Annotated in this window: 16 protein-coding genes and 3 tRNA genes; 8 read left to right on the top strand and 11 right to left on the bottom strand. The window is 74.4% G+C overall.

The window, feature by feature from the left end:
* Nucleotides 1-11: 11 nt before the first annotated feature.
* A complete protein-coding gene (locus ACFVSN_RS24005) occupies nucleotides 12-971 on the bottom strand; it encodes an SPFH domain-containing protein (RefSeq protein ID WP_380445342.1) in 960 nt (319 codons plus the stop codon).
* Nucleotides 972-1,242: 271 nt separating this feature from the next.
* Nucleotides 1,243-1,316: transfer RNA gene (locus ACFVSN_RS24010), tRNA-Ile, on the bottom strand.
* A 197-nt stretch (nucleotides 1,317-1,513) separates the two neighbouring features.
* Between ACFVSN_RS24010 and ACFVSN_RS24015 the strand changes: the two genes are divergently transcribed.
* The gene (locus ACFVSN_RS24015; RefSeq protein ID WP_380500248.1) at nucleotides 1,514-2,374 is read left to right on the top strand and encodes a hypothetical protein; all 861 of its coding nucleotides are present in this window, start codon (nucleotides 1,514-1,516) and stop codon (nucleotides 2,372-2,374) included.
* A gap of 138 nt (nucleotides 2,375-2,512) precedes the next feature.
* On the top strand, nucleotides 2,513-3,259 hold the full coding sequence (locus ACFVSN_RS24020; protein WP_380445341.1) for a trypsin-like serine peptidase: 747 nt from the start codon (nucleotides 2,513-2,515) through the stop codon (nucleotides 3,257-3,259).
* A gap of 134 nt (nucleotides 3,260-3,393) precedes the next feature.
* On the opposite strand, the gene ACFVSN_RS24025 is transcribed toward ACFVSN_RS24020, so the two are convergent.
* Both ACFVSN_RS24025 and ACFVSN_RS24030 read right to left on the bottom strand, forming a co-directional pair.
* Nucleotides 3,394-3,466 (bottom strand) — tRNA-Asn (locus tag ACFVSN_RS24025).
* A gap of 62 nt (nucleotides 3,467-3,528) precedes the next feature.
* A tRNA-Asn gene (locus tag ACFVSN_RS24030) sits at nucleotides 3,529-3,601 on the bottom strand.
* Nucleotides 3,602-3,844: 243 nt separating this feature from the next.
* Here ACFVSN_RS24030 and ACFVSN_RS24035 point away from each other — a divergent pair.
* The 4 genes from ACFVSN_RS24035 (at nucleotide 3,845) to ACFVSN_RS24050 (ending at nucleotide 8,657) form a co-directional block, all read left to right on the top strand.
* Nucleotides 3,845-4,138, top strand: coding sequence for a hypothetical protein (locus ACFVSN_RS24035; RefSeq protein WP_380445340.1), 294 nt, complete (start codon nucleotides 3,845-3,847; stop codon nucleotides 4,136-4,138).
* A gap of 116 nt (nucleotides 4,139-4,254) precedes the next feature.
* A complete protein-coding gene (locus ACFVSN_RS24040) occupies nucleotides 4,255-5,688 on the top strand; it encodes an FGGY family carbohydrate kinase (protein WP_380445339.1) in 1,434 nt (477 codons plus the stop codon).
* Between the two features lie 103 nt (nucleotides 5,689-5,791).
* Nucleotides 5,792-7,195 carry a glutamate decarboxylase gene (locus tag ACFVSN_RS24045; protein WP_380445338.1) on the top strand — a complete coding sequence of 468 codons (1,404 nt, stop codon included), beginning with the start codon at nucleotides 5,792-5,794 and terminating at the stop codon, nucleotides 7,193-7,195.
* Between the two features lie 427 nt (nucleotides 7,196-7,622).
* Nucleotides 7,623-8,657: a helix-turn-helix domain-containing protein gene (locus tag ACFVSN_RS24050; protein WP_380500207.1), complete on the top strand. Its 1,035-nt coding sequence runs from the start codon at nucleotides 7,623-7,625 to the stop codon at nucleotides 8,655-8,657.
* Nucleotides 8,658-8,666: 9 nt separating this feature from the next.
* On the opposite strand, the gene ACFVSN_RS24055 is transcribed toward ACFVSN_RS24050, so the two are convergent.
* The 5 genes from ACFVSN_RS24055 to ACFVSN_RS24075 form a co-directional block, all read right to left on the bottom strand.
* Nucleotides 8,667-9,848, bottom strand: a complete 1,182-nt coding sequence (locus ACFVSN_RS24055; protein ID WP_387956556.1) for a sigma-70 family RNA polymerase sigma factor — start codon at nucleotides 9,846-9,848, stop codon at nucleotides 8,667-8,669.
* A 140-nt stretch (nucleotides 9,849-9,988) separates the two neighbouring features.
* Nucleotides 9,989-11,890 (bottom strand): DNA primase, encoded by a 1,902-nt coding sequence (dnaG, locus tag ACFVSN_RS24060; protein ID WP_380445335.1) that lies wholly within the window; start codon nucleotides 11,888-11,890, stop codon nucleotides 9,989-9,991.
* A 59-nt stretch (nucleotides 11,891-11,949) separates the two neighbouring features.
* Nucleotides 11,950-13,263 (bottom strand): deoxyguanosinetriphosphate triphosphohydrolase, encoded by a 1,314-nt coding sequence (locus tag ACFVSN_RS24065; protein ID WP_380445334.1) that lies wholly within the window; start codon nucleotides 13,261-13,263, stop codon nucleotides 11,950-11,952.
* Between the two features lie 152 nt (nucleotides 13,264-13,415).
* Nucleotides 13,416-14,420, bottom strand: a complete 1,005-nt coding sequence (locus ACFVSN_RS24070; protein WP_387956558.1) for an SGNH/GDSL hydrolase family protein — start codon at nucleotides 14,418-14,420, stop codon at nucleotides 13,416-13,418.
* A 120-nt stretch (nucleotides 14,421-14,540) separates the two neighbouring features.
* Nucleotides 14,541-15,485, bottom strand: a complete 945-nt coding sequence (locus ACFVSN_RS24075; protein WP_380445332.1) for a PAC2 family protein — start codon at nucleotides 15,483-15,485, stop codon at nucleotides 14,541-14,543.
* 667 nt (nucleotides 15,486-16,152) lie between these two features.
* Between ACFVSN_RS24075 and ACFVSN_RS24080 the strand changes: the two genes are divergently transcribed.
* Nucleotides 16,153-16,899: a GNAT family protein gene (locus ACFVSN_RS24080; protein WP_359969740.1), complete on the top strand. Its 747-nt coding sequence runs from the start codon at nucleotides 16,153-16,155 to the stop codon at nucleotides 16,897-16,899.
* Here ACFVSN_RS24080 and ACFVSN_RS24085 read toward each other — a convergent pair.
* Entirely contained in the window at nucleotides 16,889-18,106 is a 1,218-nt protein-coding gene (locus tag ACFVSN_RS24085) for an ADP-ribosylglycohydrolase family protein (protein ID WP_387956559.1), read from the bottom strand. The two genes, ACFVSN_RS24080 and ACFVSN_RS24085, sit on opposite strands and share 11 nt — an antisense overlap.
* A 109-nt stretch (nucleotides 18,107-18,215) precedes the next feature.
* On the opposite strand from ACFVSN_RS24085, the gene ACFVSN_RS24090 reads away from it, so the two are divergent.
* The gene (locus ACFVSN_RS24090; RefSeq protein WP_380445330.1) at nucleotides 18,216-19,220 is read left to right on the top strand and encodes a hypothetical protein; all 1,005 of its coding nucleotides are present in this window, start codon (nucleotides 18,216-18,218) and stop codon (nucleotides 19,218-19,220) included.
* A 96-nt stretch (nucleotides 19,221-19,316) separates the two neighbouring features.
* Here ACFVSN_RS24090 and ACFVSN_RS24095 read toward each other — a convergent pair whose 3' ends face one another.
* On the bottom strand, nucleotides 19,317-19,850 hold the full coding sequence (locus ACFVSN_RS24095) for a ribonuclease (RefSeq protein WP_387956560.1): 534 nt from the start codon (nucleotides 19,848-19,850) through the stop codon (nucleotides 19,317-19,319).
* Nucleotides 19,851-20,029 lie beyond the last annotated feature (179 nt).

Genomic DNA, 20,029 nt, shown 5'->3' on the forward strand with positions numbered 1-20,029 from the left:
CGCGCCGCTCCTTACTGGTAGAGGGAGCCCGTGTTCACGACCGGCTGGGTGCCGCGGTCTCCGCAGAGCACCACGAGGAGGTTGCTCACCATGGCCGCCTTGCGCTCCTCGTCCAGTTCGACGACGTCGCGCTCGGCCAGCCGGTCCAGGGCCTCCTCGACCATACCGACGGCGCCCTCGACGATCAGCCTGCGCGCGGCCACCACGGCCCCGGCCTGCTGGCGCTGCAGCATCACCTGGGCGACCTCGGGCGCGTACGCGAGCCGGGTGATCCGGGACTCGACGACCCGCACGCCGGCCGACACGACCCGGGCGCCGATCTCGGCGGAGAGCTTGCGGGTGATCTCCTCGGCGCCGTCGCGCAGCGACAACTCGCCCTCGCGGTGGGCGTCGTAGGGGTAGCTGCCGGCGATGTGCCGGACGGCGGTCTCGGTCTGGATGGCGACGAAGTCGGTGTAGTCGTCGACCTCGAACACGGCCTTGGCGGTGTCCTCGACCTGCCAGACCACGACGGCGGCCATCTCGATCGGGTTGCCGTCGGCGTCGTTGACCTTGCTGGTCTCGGTCTCGTGGTTGCGGATCCGGGTGGAGATCCGGCGACGGCTGGTGAAGGGGTTCACCCAGCTCAGGCCCTCGGTGCGGATGGTGCCGCGGTAGTCGCCGAGCAGCTGGACCACCCGGGCCTCGCCGGGCGAGACCACGGTCAGGCCGGCCAGCACCACCAGCGAGGCCAGCGCGAGCACCGGCCCGGCGACCACCAGGGCGGTGCCGAGGCCCTTGGTGCCGCCGGCGATCTGCACGCCGCCGACGATGACCAGGGCGGCGCCCGCGACCAGCCCGAGCAGGCCGGCCCCGAGGACCGGCAGGCCGGCGCGGGGGGTGATGAGGCGTTCGGTGATCTTGGGGACCGGCAGGTCCAGGACGGGGCCGTCTTCGTCGTCGACGTCGACGGGGATGCGCGGTGTGGTCATGGGACCGGCTCCTCCAGCGAGTGATTCCGCCTAGCAATCAAAGTGATATCACTTTTCGCGCAAGCGGGCCAGGGGCCGGAACGGAACGACGGGAGGTGGCGGCCGAGGGACCGCAAACGCGCTGCTCAGGCGCCCGGAACGTCAGCGGAACGTTCCCGGGCCCTTACCGGGCGGGTGAACTTCGGCGTGTAATCACCGCCGGACGGTCGCCGTTCGCCTACAGTTCTCGCAGGTCAGCGACCCCGCGGCCCGATGGGCCGGTCGATCTGGGTGGGGCGGGTGGGACTCGAACCCACGACCAAGGGATTATGAGTCCCCTGCTCTAACCGGCTGAGCTACCGCCCCGGTTCGCCGCGCGCGCCGGTCGTCGGCCACGGCAGCAGCAGACGGCCCCGAAAGGCCGTCCCGGGCAGCATAGCCGGTCGATCACCCGCGGTGCGCGCCGGGGGCGCACATGGGGTGCGCAGGCGTGCACGCGGTTTCCGTGCGGACCAGTCCGGTTGGCACGCGCGGCGGCGGGCGGGCAGCCTGAGCGGGTGACGATGCGTGAGGCGGGAGTGGCGGCGGGCACCGTGCTGGTGCTGCTGGCGGCGGCCGGCTGCACCACGGCGGCCCGGCCCGGCGCCGGCACCCCGACCGTCACCTCGGCCCCGGCCTCGCCCGGCGCCTCGTCCGCCACGTCGGACGGCGCCCACGGCTGGAGCCGCCAGCGCCTCAAGGGCGCGATCGGCAAGCACACCGGGATCACCCGCACCGCCCGGCCCACCGTGCTCAACGGCCTGGTCGGCGCCGTCTTCACCCGCAACGCGGACGGCGACCACTTCTGTACCGCCAGCGTGGTCGACAGCGCCGGCCAGAACCTCGTCGTCACCGCCGCGCACTGCGTCTGGGACCCGAAGCTCGGCCAGCGCAGCGACCTGGTCTTCGTGCCCGGCTACCGCAACGGCGACACCCCGAGCGGCATCTGGCCGCTGGTGGCCGTCACCGTCGACGACGGCTGGAAGGACCACGCCGACCCGGACGTCGACGTCGCCTTCGCCGTCGTCGGGGCCCAGAACGGGCAGCAGGTGCAGCAGGTGCTCGGCGCCAACAAACTGGGCGTCGACCTCGGCTACCAGCTCCCCGTGCGGGTCACCGGCTACCCCGGGACCAGCGACGTCCCGATCACCTGCGCCAACAACACCGTCGAACAGAGCCCCACCCAGCTGCGGATCGACTGCCCCGACTACACCGGCGGCACCAGCGGCAGCCCGTGGGTCACCGACTTCGACCCGAGTACCAGGACCGGCACGGTGGTCGGCGTGATCGGCGGCTACCAGGAGGGCGGCGACAACCCCGACATCTCGTACACCAGCTACTTCGGGGACCGCGTCCAGGCGCTCTACGACCGCGCGACCCAGTAGCCGGGCGGGTCCGGGCGCCCCGCCGCGGTGTGATCGAACGATCGGCAGTGGCGCTGCCGCGCGCGGCCTGGTAGATCTTCCTCACGAACGGCGGATCGAAGGACCCGCACCCGCCCCGAGGAACGAGACGGAGCCCCGATGGCCCCCCGCCCGGCACGGCCCGCGCGCGCCGCACGGACGGCCGCGCTGACGGCCCTGCTGCTCGCCGCCGGCACCGCCTGCGCCGGGACGGACCAGGCGCCCACCGCCGAGGTCGCGCAGCAGAGCGCGGCCCGCGACCGCATCGGCACCCTCTCGGTCCGCACCCCGCAGGGCCCGCGGGCCTGCACGGCCAGCGTCGTCCAGAGCCCCGGGCACAACCTGCTGGTGACCGCCGCGCACTGCGTGCACAACCGCAGGGTCGGCCTGCTGGACGGCCTGGTGTTCACCCCGGGCTACCGCAACGGATACTCCCCCTACGGGAGTTGGCCGGTGCAGTCGATCACCGTCGACCCCCGCTGGGCGGACGACGACGATCCCGAGTACGACGTGGCGTTCATCACCGTCCGCCCGGTCGACGGCCGGGAGGTCGAGGACGCCGTCGGCGGCAACCGGCTCGCCACCGGCCAGGGCTTCGGGCTGGACGTGTCGGTCACCGGCTACCCCAACGAGCGCGACGAGCCGATCACCTGCTCGGTCCGGACCCGCTCGCAGAGCCCCACCCAGGAGCGCTTCGACTGCGGCGGCTACACCGACGGCACCAGCGGCAGCCCGTGGGTCACCCCCGGCGGGACGGTCGTCGGCGTCATCGGCGGCTACGAGGAGGGCGGGGACACCCCCGGCACGTCGTACAGCATCACCTTCGACGGCCGGGTCTCCGACCTGTACCAGCAGGCGACCGCCTGACGGCCCGGGGGTGACGGGGCCCGGGGTGACAGAGCTCGGTGTGACGGAGACGACACGTAGGCGGGAAACACGAAGGCCCCCCGGTCGTCCGAGGGGCCTTCGCTCTGAGCAGTCACCGGGCGCACCCGGTGCAGCTCCCGCATTTGGACTCGAACCAAAAACCTGCCGGTTAACAGCCGGCTGCTCTGCCAATTGAGCTATGCGGGATCGCGGTACACAACTGCCGTACCACGGACGGAAGAACGGACCCCGAGGGACCGCTTCCGGAGCTCCCCCAATTGGACTCGAACCAATAACCTGCCGATTAACAGTCGGCTGCTCTGCCAATTGAGCTATGGGGGATCGGCTTCCGCTCCGGCCCCCGGTTCCCCGGGCTCCTCGGCGTTCGCTGCGGGACATACATTAGCGCACTCGGGGGGGTGGTCCGCCAATCGCTTTCCCCCGCCGCCCCGGAGCCCCGTGCGGCGTGCCCCGCGCGCGCCGGGCGCACCCCCCGGGGATGCTGGGGACGCGGACGGTTCGCCGTCCCGACGGACGGGTAGGGCAATGCGGCAGAAGGCCGCCAGGAGAGGGTGGAATCCGATCATGTGGAAGCTGTCGTTGGCCGTCGGACTCGCGGCCGGCTACGTCCTTGGCTCCCGGGCCGGGCGCCAACGCTACGACCAGATCGCCAAGGTCACCCGGCAGATCGCCCGGAGCCCCAAGGTCCAGGGCGCGACGGACCGGGCCAGGCAGCAGGCCGGCGCAGTGGCCGGGAAGGCCGCCGGCGCGGTCGCGGACCGGGTCGGCGACCACCTGCCGGCCGCCGTGACCGACCGGGTGCCGTACTTCAACCGGGCCCGCCCGGAGGACGACGGCTGGGGTACCTTCCGGCCGTGACACCCCGGTGAAGTCCGGGTGTCCGGGGGGCCGAAGACAGGCCCCCCGGGTACCGAACGGGCAAAGGCCTCCCCGGTCCGGACGCGTCCCGGGCCGGGCTGAGGCATGATCTCGACATGGCCATCGTCGCGGGGATAGACAGCTCGACCAGTCGCACCCGGATCGTCGCGTGCGACGCCGAGACCGGTGCCGTGCTGCGCTCCGGGAAGGCTCCGCACCCCGTCCCCGAGGGCACCGAGACCCGGGCCGGCGAGGCCGACCCGCAGGTCTGGCTGCACTCCCTCGGCGACGCGGCCGCCGGCGGCCTGCTGGAGGGCGTCCGCGCGATCGGAGTCAGCGCGCAGCAGCACGGCATGATCGGCCTCGACGCGGGCGGCGTGCTGGTGCGGCCCGCGATCCTCTGGCACGACCCGCGCTCCAGCGGGGCCGCCGCCAAGCTGCTCGACGCCCTCGGCGGCCCGGCCGCCTGGACGGCCGCGATCGGCGCCGTCCCCGGGCCGACGTACACCATCGCCAAGCTGCGCTGGCTGGCCGAGTTCGAGCCCGCCAACGCCCGCCGGGTGGCCGAGGTGCTGCTGCCGCACGACTGGCTGGTCTCCCAGCTGCTCGGCAGCCCCAAGCGCCGCACCACCGACCGGGGCGACGCCTCCGGCACCGGCTACTGGTCCCCGATCACCGGCGAGTACCGGCAGGACCTGGTGAAGCTCGCGCTCGGCCACGAGCTGAAGCTGCCCGACGTCCTCGGCCCCGCCGAGCCCGCCGGGCACACCCCCGAGGGCCTGCTGATCTCGGCCGGCACCGGCGACAACATGGCCGCCGCGCTCGGCCTCGGCCTGCGCCCCGGCGACGCGGTGGTCTCGCTGGGCAGCGCCGGGACGATCTTCGCGGTGCACGACCGGGCCGTCGTGGACGCCACCGGGCTGGTCTCCTCCTTCGCCGACGCCACCGGCCACCACCTGCCGATGGTCGCCACCCTGAACGCCGCCCAGGTCCTCCGCTCCACCGCCGCCCTGCTCGGCCAGGACCTCGACGGGCTGAGCGACCTCGCCCTGCACTCCTCCCCCGGCGCGTACGGCCTCGTCCTGCTGCCCTACCTGGACGGCGAGCGGACCCCCGCCCTGCCGCACGCGGCCGGCACCCTGTCCGGCCTGCGGGCCGAGTCGATGGCCCCGCAGCACCTGGCCCGGGCCGCCGTCGAGGGCATGCTCTGCAACATCGCGGACGCCCTGGACGTCCTGCGCGCCCAGGGCGTGGGGATCAAGCGGGTGTTCCTGCTCGGCACCGCCGGACGGCTGCCCGCCGTCCGGCACGTGGCCCCGCTGGTGTTCGGCGTCCCCGTCGTCATCCCCCCGCCGGGCGCCCACGCCGCCCGCGGGGCCGCCCGGCAGGCCGCCTGGGCGTTGGCCGGCACGCCCGGGCCGCCGCAGTGGGAGCTCGCCGGGGCCGAGACCGTCGAGCCCGAGGGCGACCAGGACCTGGCGATCGGCTCCGCGGTGCTGCGCCAGTACCGGGCCGCCCGGGAGCGGATCCACCCGGAGACGGCCGCCTGAGCCGTCCGGCTCCGCGGATCCGCCCGATGAAGGTGCGTCAGCCCGCCCCCGGTGGCAGCGTGGGACGGGACACGGCCACCCGGGCGAAGGGCGACAGGCACCCATGGCGCTGCACAAGGGGGCCGGCGACGACCGCCGGCTGAGCATCAGCCCGTTCGTGGCCACCGCCGACCCGCTCGGCGCGATGGAGCTGGCGCCGCCGCTGCACCGCCTCGGCGACGGCCCCGTCCCGGCCGACACCGCCTACCAGCTGATCCACGACGAGCTGATGCTGGACGGCAACGCCAGGCTCAACCTGGCCACCTTCGTCACCACCTCCATGGAGGTGCAGGCCACCCGGCTGATGACCGAGTGCCTGGACAAGAACATGATCGACAAGGACGAGTACCCGCAGACCGCCGAACTGGAGCGGCGCTGCGTGGCGATCCTCGCCGACCTGTGGCACGCCCCCGACCCGGACGCCGCCGTCGGCTGCTCCACCACCGGCTCCAGCGAGGCCTGCATGCTGGCCGGCCTCGCGCTCAAGCGCCGCTGGATGCGCCGCAACGCCGAGCGCTACGCGGCCGGGGCCCGGCCCAACCTGGTGATGGGCGTCAACGTCCAGGTGTGCTGGGAGAAGTTCTGCACCTTCTGGGAGGTCGAGGCGCGCACCGCCCCGATGGAGGGCGAGCGCTTCCACCTCGACGCCCTGCGCGCGGTCGAGCTGTGCGACGAGGACACCATCGGCGTCGTCGGCGTCCTCGGCTCCACCTTCGACGGCTCCTACGAGCCGGTCGCCGAGATCTGCGCGGCCCTGGACGAGCTCCAGCGGCGCACCGGCCTCGACGTCCCGGTGCACGTGGACGGCGCCTCCGGCGGCATGGTGGCGCCCTTCCTCGACCCCGACCTGGTGTGGGACTTCCGGCTGCCCAGGGTCGCCTCGATCAACACCTCCGGCCACAAGTACGGGCTGGTCTACCCCGGCGTCGGCTGGGCGCTGTGGCGCGACCACGAGGCGCTGCCGCAGGAGCTGGTCTTCCGGGTCAACTACCTCGGCGGCGAGATGCCCACCTTCGCGCTCAACTTCTCCCGGCCCGGCGCCCAGGTGGTCGCGCAGTACTACACCTTCCTGCGGCTCGGCCGGGAGGGCTTCCGGGCCGTCCAGGGCGCGTCCCGGGAGGTCGCGACGTACCTGTCCGGGAGGATCGGCGAGCTCGACGGCTTCCGGCTGCTCACCCGCGGCGACCAGCTGCCGGTGTTCGCCGTCACCACGGACGACGGCGTCCCCTTCGACGTGTTCGACGTGTCCCGGCGCCTGCGCGAGCGCGGCTGGCAGGTGCCCGCGTACACGTTCCCGGCGAACCGGGAGGACCTGTCGGTGCTGCGGGTCGTGTGCCGCAACGGCTTCTCCCGCGACCTCGCCGACCTGCTGCTGGCCGACCTCGGCCGGTTGCTGCCCGAGCTGCGGCGCCAGCCCGTCCCGCTGAAGGAGCTCGGGGTGCCGGCCCGGACGGGGTTCCACCACTGAACCGTCCCCGCCGGACCTCCCAGTGAACGGCCACGACGGGGAGGGCGCCGGAGCGCCCTCCCCGTCGTGCGTCCCGGTACATCCGGGGCAGCCTCCCCCCGCGAGGCTGCCCCGGACGGTGGGGGTACCGGGACCTGGGTGTCGGACGGACGACCGCTGAACGGTCCGCGTCCGAACGAAGCGTCCGGTGGGCGAACCGCACCGGCTAGAGAACTGTGCACGACGGAGACACGATTGTTCGAGCGTCCCCGGGGGTTGTGAGACACTTCGGTCCGTCTCAGCGCCAGGACCTGGGGTTTGGGACGGCCGAAGGTTGAGGTTGGAGAAGCGGAGACACCCGAACGGCCCGGGGTCGGAGCCCCCCTCACCCGGAGCTCCCCCCGATCGATCCTCCCGATCCACCGTCTCGATTGCATGGAAGGGCCGCATGGGTTCCGCCTGGAAGCAACTGCCCGAGGAGCTGACCGGGCCCGCTCGAAGCCTTGCCGAGGAACTGCGCACGCTCAAGGACGCCGCCGGGCTCTCGCTGTCCGAGCTCGCCACCCGGACCCACTACAGCCGGGCCTCCTGGGAGCGCTGGCTGAACGGCAAGCGGGTCATCACCGAGCAGGCCCTGGACGCGCTGATCGGGGCCGTCGAGTGCGACGGGCCCGCCCTGCGGGCGCTCTGGCAGCAGGCCGTGGCCGGGCCCTCCGGCGCGGAAGCCGGTGCGCAGGACACGGCCGCCGAGGCCGACGCGGACGCGGACGCTCCGCGGGTCGCCGGCGTCCAGGACACCGCCGAACCGGTCGAGGTCCTCCCGGCCGGCGAGCCCGAACCCGCCACGGCCTGGTGGCGGCGCCCCGCCCCGCTGCTGGCCTGCGCGGCCGTGGTGGCCGTCGTCCTGGTCCTGGTGGGCCTGCGGGCGACCCGGCACGACGATCCGTCGACGCCCCTCGCGGACCCCGGCACCTCCTCCGCCCCCGTGACGGTGCCCGCCAAGCCCGTCTCGTCCGACCCCACCTGCCAGGCCATGGGCTGCGCGCACAAGAACCCCAAGGACACCGGCTGCGGCAAGGACGCCCGCACGCTGCAGTCCGACGTCATCGGCAAGGTCGTCATCTACCTCCGCTACAGCCAGAAGTGCCAGGCCGTGTGGGCGGCGATCAACGAAGGCCAGCCGCAGGACTACGCGACCATCACCAGCAGCACCGGTGAGAGCGAGCAGGCGCTGATCCACTACGGCTACGACAACTACTCGCTGATGCTCAGCGCGGCGGACCCGGCCGTCACCTTCCAGGTCTGCGGGCACCAGCCCGAGGGCAACCTGTGCATCGCGCCGATGTCCGACCCGGCGGGCATGGTGGCGTCCACCCCGATCCCGGTCGGACCCGCCTCGCCGCCCCCGGGGGTCGGGGGCACGGCGAGTCCCACGGCCGACGCCACCGCGAGCCCGTCCGCCGCTCCCACGGCCGTGTCGTAGCGGCGCCGCTCAGTCGAGGTACCCGCGCAGCTGCGCGGCGAAGGCGTGCTCGCGGAGCTTGACCAGCGTCTTCGACTCGATCTGGCGGATCCGCTCGCGCGTCACCCCGAACACCGAGCCGATCTCCTCCAGCGTGCGCGGGCGCCCGTCGTCCAGCCCGTAGCGGAGCTGGACCACCTGGCGCTCGCGCTCGCCGAGGGTGGCCAGCACCGCCTCCAGGTGCTGGCGCAGCAGGAGGAAGGTCGCGGACTCGGCGGGCGAGGCGGCGTCGGCGTCCTCGATCAGGTCCCCGAGCGCGACGTCGTCCTCCTCCCCCACCGGGGTGTGCAGCGAGATCGGCTCCTGCGCCAGCCGGAGCAGCTCGCGCACCCGCTCCTCCGTCAGTTCGAGCGCCGTCGCGATGTCGGCCGCGCCCGGCTCGACACCGCGCTCCTGGAGCAGCGCCCGCTGCACCCGGACCACCCGGTTGATCAGCTCGACCACGTGCACCGGCACCCGGATCGTCCGGGCCTGGTCGGCCAGGGCCCGGCTCATCGCCTGCCGGATCCACCAGGTGGCGTAGGTGGAGAACTTGTAGCCGCGCGCGTAGTCGAACTTCTCCACCGCCCGGATCAGGCCGAGGTTGCCCTCCTGGACCAGGTCCAGCAGGGTCAGCCCGCGGCCGACGTAGCGCTTGGCGACGGACACGACGAGGCGCAGGTTCGCCTCGATCAGGCGGCGCTTGGCGATCCGGCCGAGCACCACGAGGCAGTCCAGCTCGTCGGCCAGCGGGTCGGGCGGCGGGGGTTCGCGGTGCAGGCGCTCCTCGGCGAACAGGCCCGCCTCGATCCGGCGGGCCAGCTCCACCTCCTCGGCGGCGTTGAGCAGCCGGATCCGGCCGATCTCGCGGAGGTACTGGCGGAGCAGGTCCGCGGCCGAGCCCCCGGTGTCGGGACGGCTCCGGTCGTCGGGCTCCTCGTCGGGATCGGCCTCCGTCGCCGCCCCGGCCACGGGCACCGGGACGTCCGGGGCTTCGGGGTGGCCCTCCGGCCGGCCCTGGGCGGGCACCCGGGCACCGTCCGGGGGCGGGGCGCCGGCCCGGCCGTGGTCCGCCTCCTCGCAGGGGATCGGCACCGGGCCGGCGGGCGGCGCGGGGGGATTCGGTCTGTCGGTCGGACTGGACGTCGCGGCAAGGCCTTGGTCCACGGGCATCCCCTCGGGGCGCGCGCGACTCTGGCGGACCCGCGCTGTACGGTGCTGGGACGCCCTCCAGTGTGCGGTACGCCACGCTCCGTGGCCGAGACTCGTGCGCCGACTTTCTGGACGCGCCCCGCGCGCCGCCCGCGCCCGCGTCAGAGCGCCGCGGCGCCCCCGCTGCGCAGCTGCTGCCCGTACTGCTGGAGCTGCCACAGCTCCGTCTGCACCGCGTGCTGCTGCTCGGCGTCGGCCCGCGGGCCGAGCCGCTGGAGGTAGCCGCGGACCTCGGCGATCCGCCGGTCGACGGCCAGCAGGCGCAGCTTGACCAGGAACTCCCCCGCGTAGACGGCGTCCGCCTTGCGGCGCGAGCGCACCGGCTCCACGATCAGCTCGGTCACCAGCGAGCGCACCCGGTCGTCCGGGGCCGCCTCGCGCACCGCGCTCGTGAAGTCCGGCAGGGTCGCCCCGTACGCGGCGCCGCCGGCCTTGGCGATCGCCTGCCGCACGGCCGTGTAGGGCGCGGTCGGGAACTCGTCCTCGCCGTAGTGGTCGAAGGCCGGGCTGACCAGGTCCGGGTGCTGGAGCGCCAGCTTGAGCAGTTCGCGCTCCACGAACTGGGCCGGGTCGCGCGGGTTCAGCACGAAGGCGGGCCGGGCCGGGCGGACCTGCTCGGACTCCGGGCGGCGCTGGGCGGCGCCGCGCGGGTTCTGCTGGCGCTCGCGGTCCCAGCGAGCGAGCTGGGAGACCCGGCGGACGACGAAGGGCTCGTCCAGGATGCCGAGCATGCCGGCCAGGCGGACGGCGTACTCGTGCTGGATCGAGCGGTCCTTGATCTTGGCGACGATCGGGGCCGCCTCCTCCAGCGCCGCCGACCGCCCCTCCGGGGTGTCCACCCGGTGCCGGGCCACCGCCGAGGTCAGCGCGAACTCGAACAGCGGGACCGGGTTGTCGATCAGCTCGCGGACCGCGTCGTCGCCCTTGGCCAGCCGCAGCTCGCACGGGTCCATGCCGCCCGGGCTGACCGCGATGGAGGTCTTGGCGGCGAACTTCTGGTCGTCCTCGAACGCGCGCAGCGCGGCCTTCTGGCCGGCCGCGTCGCCGTCGAAGGTGAAGACCGTCTCGCCGCGGTACTGGGAGGTGTCCATCAGCAGCCGGCGGATGATCTTGATGTGGTCCTCGGCGAAGGCCGTGCCGCAGGTGGCCACCGCCGTGGTGACGCCCGCCAGGTGGCAGGCCATCACGTCGGTGTAGCCCTCGACCACCACCGCGCGGCCGGACTTGGCGATCTCCTTCTTCGCCAGGTCGATGCCGTACAGCACGTGGGACTTCTTGTAGATCGGCGTCTCGGGGGTGTTCAGGTACTTCGGGCCGTTGTCGTCCTCGCGCAGCCGACGGGCGCCGAAGCCCACCACCTCGCCCGCGATGTCCCGGATCGGCCAGACCAGCCGGCCCCGGAAACGGTCGATCAGGCCGCCGCGCTGCCCCTGCGAGGCCAGGCCGCCGAGCAGGATCTCCTTGTCCGAGAAGCCCTTGCCGCGCAGGTAGCGGACCAGGTGCTCCCAGCCGGCCGGGGCGTAGCCGACGCCGAAGGTCTTGGCGGACTCCTCGTCGAAGCCGCGCTCGGCCAGGAAGCGGCGGCCGATCTCCGCCTCCGGCGAGGCCAGCTGCTCCTGGTAGAAGGCGGCGGCCACCTTGTGCGCCTCGACCAGGCGGGTGCGCTCGCCCTGCTGGTGGCGGGGGCTGTAGCCGCCCTCCTCGTAGCGCAGGGTGATGCCGGCCTGGGCGGCCATCCGCTCGACGGCCTCGGCGAAGGTGAAGTGCTCGATCTTCATCAGGAAGGCGATGGTGTCGCCGTTCTCCTGGCAGCCGAAGCAGTGGAAGACGCCCTTGGCGGGGTTCACGTAGAAGGAGGCGGACTTCTCGTCGTGGAAGGGGCAGACGCCCTTGTACTCGCCGCCGCCGCCATTGGTCAGCTGTACGTAGTCGCCGACCACCGCGTCGATGGGCAGTGCGCTGCGCACCGCCTGCACGTCTTCGTCCCTGATCCGCCCGGCCACCCCGGAAGTCTACTGGGGTGGCCGGGGTTTCCGGCGGCCGCGATCCCCCGTTCCCTCCGCTACTTCCAGGCGGCGCCGACGAGCTTGGCGTGGAGGGCCAGCGCCGAGGCGTCGGTGAGGGTGGCGATCTGGTCGATGACCGTCCGCAGGGCCGCCCGGTCGTCCTCGGCCTCGTGGTACTGGGCGGCGAAGACCGGGTCGAGGCCCTCGGGCGCGCGCTCGGTCAGCACGTAGGCCAGCTCGGCGATCACGATCCGCTGGCGGGCCCGCAGCTGGGCCTGCTCGTCGCGCTGCATCACGTAGCGGACGGCGACCGCCTTGAGCACCGCGCACTCCAGCCGGACGTCCCGCGGCACCACCAGCTCGGCCGCGTAGCGGGTCAGCCGGCCGGGGCCGTAGCGGGCCCGGGTGGCCTGCTCGGCGGCCAGGCAGAAGCGGCCGATCAGCTGGCTGGTGAGGTCCTTGAGGCCGGCCCGGGCGCGCGCGGTGCCGTCGTAGGAGCGCGGCCACCACTCCTGGGCGAGCAGCCGGTCGAGGGCGGCGGCGAGTTCCTCGGGCTCGGCGTCGCGGGCGTAGCGCTCGGCGACCTTGAAGAGCTCCTCGCGCTCGCCGGGGGCGCGCAGCGCGGCGGGGTCGATGTGCCCGGCCTGGAGGCCGTCCTCGACGTCGTGGGTGGAGTAGGCGACGTCGTCGGACCAGTCCATGACGGTGGCCTCGAAGCACTTGCGCCCGGCCGGGGAGCCCGCCCGCAGCCAGCGGAAGACCGGCAGGTCGTCGGCGTAGACGCCGTACTTGGGCGAGGCCGGGTCGCCCGGGTGGGCGCCGTGGGTCCACGGGTACTTGGTGGCGGCGTCGAGGGCGGCGCGGGTCAGGTTGAGGCCGACGCTGCGGCCCGGCCAGGGGGCGAGGCGGGCGGCGGGCTGCTCGTCCTGCGGGGCGAAGCGCTTGGGTTCCAGGCGGGTGAGGATGCGCAGGGACTGCGCGTTGCCCTCGAAGCCGCCGCAGGCCTCGGCGGCCTGGTCGAGGGCCTCCTCGCCGGTGTGGCCGAAGGGCGGGTGGCCGATGTCGTGGGCCAGGCAGGCCGTCTCGACGAGGTCCGGGTCGCAGCCCAGGGCCGCGCCCAACTCCCGGCCGACCTGCGCGCATTCGAGGGAGTGGGTGAGCCGGGTGCGGGGGAAGTCGCTGCGCATCGGGGCGACCACCTGCGTGGTGCCGGCCAGGCGGCGCAGCGCGGCCGAGTGCAGCACCCGGGCGCGGTCGCGCTGGAAGGCCGTGCGACCGGGACGCTTGTCGGGTTCGGGGACCCAGCGGGCCTCCGCGGCGTGGTCGTACGGGTCGGGGGCGGCGGCGGGGCGGTGCGCAGTGTCGTCCATATGGGCTTCACCGTACGCCGCGCCTCCGACACGCGGGGTGTGCCGCGCGCGAAGGGGCGCGGACCGGGGCGTGAATCCTTTGCGTACGCGCCGTGCCCTGCCGTTCGGGCCCTTCGGCCCTTTCGGCCCACTTCAGCCCTGTTCGGCCCTCTTCAGCCCTTGACGGCCTTGAGGACGACGGCGGCCACCGCCTCCTGGCCCTTGGCGTTCGGGTGGATCGCCGCGAGGCCCGGGGCCGGGAACGGCGGCTCGACCCAGCGGGCGCCTCCGGCGCACATGTCGTGCCCCGCGGAGGGGGTGGCCGCGTCCACGAAGACCGCGCCGGCGCTCTCCGCGCGTTTGCGGAGCATGCCGTTGAGCTGCTGCTCCTTCTCGACCAGGAAGCCGAGGTCGGCGGGGGCGAGGGTGCTGCCGAGCACCGGCCCGCAGCTCGCCGGGTCGGCCGGGAGCAAGGCCGGGTAGCCGACCACGTACACCCGGGCCTGCGGGGAGCGGCGCCCGATCTCCTTCAGGGCCCGGCCGAGCCGGTCACCGGCCGCGTCGACCTTGCGCTGCACCTCGTCGGTGCCGCCGGCGGCGTAGCGGTCCCGGCAGGGCGAGGCGGCGCGCCCGCTGCCGACGAGGCCCTTCACCGCGTCCACCAGGTTGTCCTTGGCGCACTGGGTGACGACCTCCATGAAGCCCGCGTCGTTGCCGCCGATCCCGACCGTGACCAGGCGGGTGGCCGGGGTGAGCGCGTCCAGCTGGGGCGGGTTGGCGCCGCCGTCGGTCTGCTGGGGGCTGGTGAGGTCGCCGGTGCGGGCGCCGCTGCAGCTGACGTCCTGGAACTGGCCGGGTGCCAGCCCGAGTGCCTTCGCCACCAGGGACGGGTAGTTGACCCCGGAGCGGTCACAGCCCTTCGGGTCGCCGACCTGCGGGGCGATCTTGATGCCGGCGGTGTAGGAGTCGCCGAGCGCCACGTAGGGCCCGGCGGGGAGCGGCGTCGGCGTCGGCGTGGGTGTCTGCGTGGCCGTGGGCGTCGCCGGGGCGTGAGCGGGCAGCGCGCCCGCGAAGCCCTTCCCGGACGCGCCGTCCGACCCGCTCCCGGAGCTGCAGGCCGCGAGCAGCACCGCGGCCAGCCCGGCGGCCGTCACGGCGGCGGCCGGGCGTGTCGTCATCGGCATGGCATCCCCCCGGGGGCAGCAGTCGTCTCGCTGCGGCGACCCGTCCCCCGGGCACCGCAGGGGCCAACGAACGGCGGGCGCCGGATGACTCCCGGTCGGCTGTCCCGCTGTTCCCTATTCCGTGCCGCGCTCGTGCTCGGCCAGGAACTGCTCGAAGCGGCGGCCCAGCTCGTCCGCCGAGGGCAGGTCGACCGGCTCCGCCAGCAGGCTCTCCCGGCTCTCCGCGCCCGCCACGGCGTCGTACTGGCCCTCCATGCCGCGGATCGCGGACCGCAACTCGCCGTCCCCCTGGGACAGCTGCTCCTCGATGTCGGCGTGGACCTCGTCCACCCGGCGGCGCAGTCCGGTGCCCGGGAGCACCAGGCCGGTGGCCGACTGCACGGCCTCCAGGATCAGCACGGCGGCCGCCGGGTACGCCGAGCGCGCCACGTAGTGCGGCACGTGCACGGCGAAGCCCAGGACGTCGTGGCCGGACTCGGCGAGCCGGTACTCCAGCAGCGCCTGCGCACTGCCGGGGACCTGCGCCTGCTCGAACCACTGCGGGTGGTCGGCGGCCAGGTCGAGCCGGTTGCCGTGCGGCGTCAGGCCGACCGGGCGGGTGTGCGGCACGCCCATCGGGATGCCGTGGAAGTCCAGGCTCAGCCGGACCTCGAAGCGCTCCACCAGCTCGCGGACGGCGCCCGCGAAGCGCTCCCACTCGACGTCCGGCTCGGGGCCGCTGAGCAGCAGGAACGGCGCGCCGGCGGCGTCGCGCACCAGCTGGAGCAGGATCTCCGGCGGGTCGTACGACGTCCAGTGGTCGCGGTCGAAGACCATCGACGGGCGGCGGGCCCGGTAGTCCACCAGGCGGTCGTGGTCGAAGCGGGCGACGACCTGCGGCGACCCCGACTCCAGCAGGTGGTCCACCACCTGCCCGCCGGCCTCGCCGGCGTCCATGAAGCCCTCGAAGTGGTGGAGCAGCACGAGGCCCGCACCGGTGTCGCTCAGCTCGGCGTTCGCCGCGGCCACGGCGGCCACGCCCTGCTGATCCAGCTCGTACAGCGCCTGGAAATCACGCACCGCGCACCCAACCCCGTTCTCTGCTCGTCCCGGCGGACCCGGCTGTTCGCCCTTCTCGTCGTCTCCAGCGTGCGGCGCGCCGCCGGAATTCCCGCCCACCCGGACGACGTCGCCGCGGCCGCGGCCGACCGCCGCGAACCATGATCGCACCCGATCGAAAAGCCGCTGGTCAGGGGGGTCGCCAAGGGGTCCCGGCAGCAAGATCCGGAGCGCGCCGCGACGACCCGAGCCCCCAAACGCGCGCCGCGAAGTGACGCACCGCCTTCTGGCGGGTATCGTCCTCTCGCTGCCTCGCATCGTCGCGTCGTCATCACGTCGTCCGTAACGCCGTCGATCACGTCCCGGATCGGTGCCGGCAGAACCCACGACGCATCTTGCCTTCATCTGGCCGCCCGCTTCCTTTCGCGCTCTCGTTCCTCCTCGGCCATTTCGCGGACGCATACTGTCCCCTCGCACATCCCGCCGGACCGGTCCGTGGACCCGTGACCATTCCGGCACCCGCGCCGCCCGCTCCGGGCCGCCGCCCCCGCCCCGCCCGACCGGACCTCCGGCGCGCACCGGGGTACCCGGCGACCGGTCACCGGGCCGGGGCGAACCAGTCCACCGCAGCCCGTGCCGCACCCCGGCGCGAGATGCCCCCTACGACCGATGAAGGACAGAAGGTTCCGTGCCCGTACCTGTCACCCTCACCGGCCGCACCGTGCGGCTGGAGCCCCTCGCCGCGCACCACGCCGAGGCCATCGCCGAGGCCGGCGCCGAGGACCGTACGACCTACGCCTTCACCCCCGTCCCGCACGGCCTCGAAGCGGCCCGCGACTACGTCGCGCGCGCCCTCGCGGACCAGGCCGCGGGCCGGTCGCTGCCGTTCGCGACGGTGAACGCCGCCGACGGCCGGGTGGTCGGATCCACCCGCTTCCTGGAACTCGACTACTGGCAGGGCCCGCTGGTGTGGCCGCCGGTCCCGGGCGTGCCGCACGGCGACCCGGCCACCGCCGTGCCGGACGCCGCGGAGATCGGCAACACCTGGCTCTCGCCGCGGGCCCAGGGCACCGGCATCAACACCGAGGCCAAGCTGCTGATGCTGCGCCACGCCTTCGAGACCTGGGGGGTGCAGCGGATCTCGCTGCGCGCCGACGCCCGCAACCTGCGCTCGCGCACGGCGATCGAGCGGCTGGGCGCGACCTCCGAGGGCGTCCGCCGGGCGCACTCGCGCGGCCTGGACGGAGTGGTCAGGTCCACCGCGTTCTACTCGATCCTGGACGCCGAATGGCCGGCCGTCCGGGACATCATCGAGCTGCGGATCGCCAACGCCACGTCGCCGAGCGCCCCGGATCCGGAGATCAACCAGGAGTGCCTTAGACACGGCGGCAGCGGCTCCGGCCATCTGAGCTACGGCCTGAGCGTCACGGCCTGAGCGGCCCACCGTCGGCGGACCCCAGGACCCGGGCGAGGGCGCCCGGGTCCCACGGCCCGCGCCGCCCGGCCTCGACGACCGCCGAGGCCGGACGCCAGCCGCCACGCACGCGCGTGACCGCCACCTCCCACACGGGGTGGCCGCTCACGGCGTCGCAGATGCTCAGGACGCCCTCCCCGGTGTGGACGGCCCAGCCGTCGAGCCCGGTCCGCAGGCGCTGCCACTGCTCGTCGCTCCACACCACGTCGGGGACGGGGTGCGGCCGCGGCACGAGCAGCTCTGCGCGGGCGCGGGCGGCCGGGACGGACCCCGGCACCGGGAACGCCCAGGCGGGCAGCGGCTCGCGGGCGGACCGCCAGGCCTCCGGGACGCCGGCGGTGCCGGTGTGCGCGGCGACCACTCCCCCGGTGATGGCGGCGACGGTGTCCACGTCGCCCCCGGCCGCGATCGCCTCCCACACGGCCGCCGGATAGTCGCCGAGCCGGCGGGCGGCGCACCACAGCGCGTACGGGACGGTGTCGGCGGCGGACGTCCGGCTGCCGTTGCCGAGCACCTTCGCGGCGACGCGGAAGTCCGGCTCCGCGAGCAGGTGGCGCGCCTCGGCGAGCCCGTCCCGCACGGCGCCGTCCGGGGTGTGGTGCAGGACCTTCCGCAGCAGGCCGTCCGGCGTCAGCGGCTCGCGCCGGGCCCGCACGGCGTACGCGGCGGCCACCGCGACGGCGACGGCGCCGTCGACGGCCTGCGGGTGGGTGTGCGTGATCACCGCGGTGCGCGCGGCCAGCCGGACGCACGCGTCCGGGTCGTCGGCGAGCGCGGCGCCGAGCGGGGCGACCCGCATCGCGGCGCCGTTGCCGTACGAACCCTGGCCGTCGAAGAGTCCGGCGGCCAGCGCCGCGGCGTCCCCGCCCTCGCGGATCAGCCGGAGCATCCGGTTGGCGGCCGGGCCGTAGCCGCGGTCGAAGTCGTGGCGGAGGGCGAAGGCGTAGGTCAGGTCGAAGGTGTCGACGGTGCCGCGCTCGGTGTGGGCGGCGTACACCGAGCAGGCCATCTCGGTGTCGTCGGTCCACGGCCAGGGCGCGGGCGGAGTCGTGCGGGCGGCGAGGTGCGCGGCGGCGACCTCGGGGACGAAGAACTGGGCGCCGAGGGCGTCGGCCACGGAGAGGCCGACGAGCGCGTCGAACGCGGGGCCTTGGTGGGGAGTCGTCATATGCCCCCCAGCTCACCGGCCCGGCCGAGGCCGCGTCAACCTGTTTTGCCGGGCCCCTCCCACGGGCGATGTTTCGCATACATCCGATCCTGGTGGGAAGCACCGTGACATGACCTGCGCCATTCCCCTCGACTCCCTCGACCCCGTCGCCCTGCTCGGCGCCGACCAGCAGCACGTCGTCACCCGGGCGCAGTTGCGCCGCCTCGGGGTGCCGTCCGGCACGATCGCCCACCGGCTGCGGCCGGGCGGGCCGTGGCAGCAGGTGCTGCCCCGGGTGATCTGCCTGCAGACGGGGCGGCTGACCGCACATCAACGACTGCGCGCCGCACTGGCGTACGCGGCGCCGAAGGGGCGCTCGCCGCAGACCGGGGAAGTCCTGCTGACCGGGTTCGCGGTGCTCGCGGACGCGGGTCTGCCGAGCGCCGGGCACCCGGCCGACCTCATCGGCGTCGACGTGCTGATCCCGGGGCAACGCCGGGTCGGCGACCGCGAGTTCGTCCGGATCCACCGGGCGGCCGGGCCGATGCCGAGCGGGTACCAGCGGGACGACGGGCTGTGGAGCACCACCGTCGCGCGGGCACTGGCGGACCTCGCCCCGCGCGAGCCGGGCCTGCGGCGCTTCCGGGCGCTGTGCGCGGAGGCGGTCCAGCGGCGGCACTGCGAACTCGGCGAGCTGCTGGACCACTTGCTCGCCCGGCCGGGTGCGCTCGGGCTGCCGCAGGTCGCCCAGGTGGTCGAGGACCTGACGTCCGGGGTGCGGTCGGTGGTCGAGGGCGAGGCGCGCGACCTCCTGCGGGGCTCGGGCCTGTCGGAGCCGCTGTGGAACCCGGTGCTGTTCCTGGACGGCCGCTTCCTCGCCGTGCCCGACGCCTACTGGCCGCACGCGTGCGTGGCGCTGGAGATCGACTCACGGGCCTGGCACCTGCGCCCGGCCGACCACGAGCGCAGCCTGGTCCGGGCCAACCGCCTCACCACCGCGGGCCTCCCGGTCGTCCGCACCACCCCGGTCCAGCTGCGCCGCGACCCGACCCCGGTCCTCCACGAGCTGACCGCCCTGCTGACCACCGGCCCTCACGGCCCGCACGCCAGGATCACCTGGCGGCGGGCGCGTTGAGGGCGTCAACTCCCTTGCTGCGCCCGGGCCGCGTGCTGGGCTCCGGCGGCCTCGGCGGCGGAGACGAGTCGCTGGAGTCCTGACTGGAAAGTACTTTCAGCAGCGCGGGTCGATCTCCTGGAAGGTCGCGTAGTGGTCGGGGGACCAGTACTGCTCGCCGGCGCCGCCGGTGACGACGCGTCGGGTGCCGCGGTCGTTGGAGCCCGGGGTGACGACGGTGAACTCGTGGTAGTAGCCGTCGGACTTCTTGGGCAGGCGGCTCTCGCGGTTCTCGAAGACGATGCCGTCGCGGTTGTACGGGTAGGGGCCACCCTTGTCGATCAGGCCGAGGGTGTCCTGGGCCTGGCTGGGGAGCTTGGTGCGGCAGACGTCGGCCAGCGCGGGGTCGGCGGGCACCCAGGTGCCGCTCGGGGCGGGGGTGCGGCCGGCGGGCGGGGACGGCTTCGGGGCCTGGGACTTGGCGCCCGGGGAGCCCGCGGAGTTCACGGCGGCCGCGGCGGCCGTGGTGGAGGAGCCGGAGGCCTTGGAGTGGCTGCTGCCGCCCTTGCCGGCGAGCAGGTACCCGACCGCGCCGAGGACGGCCAGGATCAGGACGGCCACGACTACGAGCGGGCTTTTGCGTCTGGTCATGCGCACCAGCTTGCCAGCACCGGGGGAAGGCCCACGGGTGGGTGGCCGACGCAACACACGTACGGCCGGGGGGGGGCGGGCGCCGGGGGTGGGGGCCCCCCCCCCGGGGGTGGTATGGCCGGTGTGAGGCGCCCAGCGACGGGGGGAGCCCCCCCCCCCGGGGGGGGGTGGGGTCAACG

Origin of the sequence: Kitasatospora sp. NPDC057904, assembly GCF_042887925.1 — a bacterium.
In the GTDB taxonomy this organism is placed as follows: domain Bacteria; phylum Actinomycetota; class Actinomycetes; order Streptomycetales; family Streptomycetaceae; genus Kitasatospora.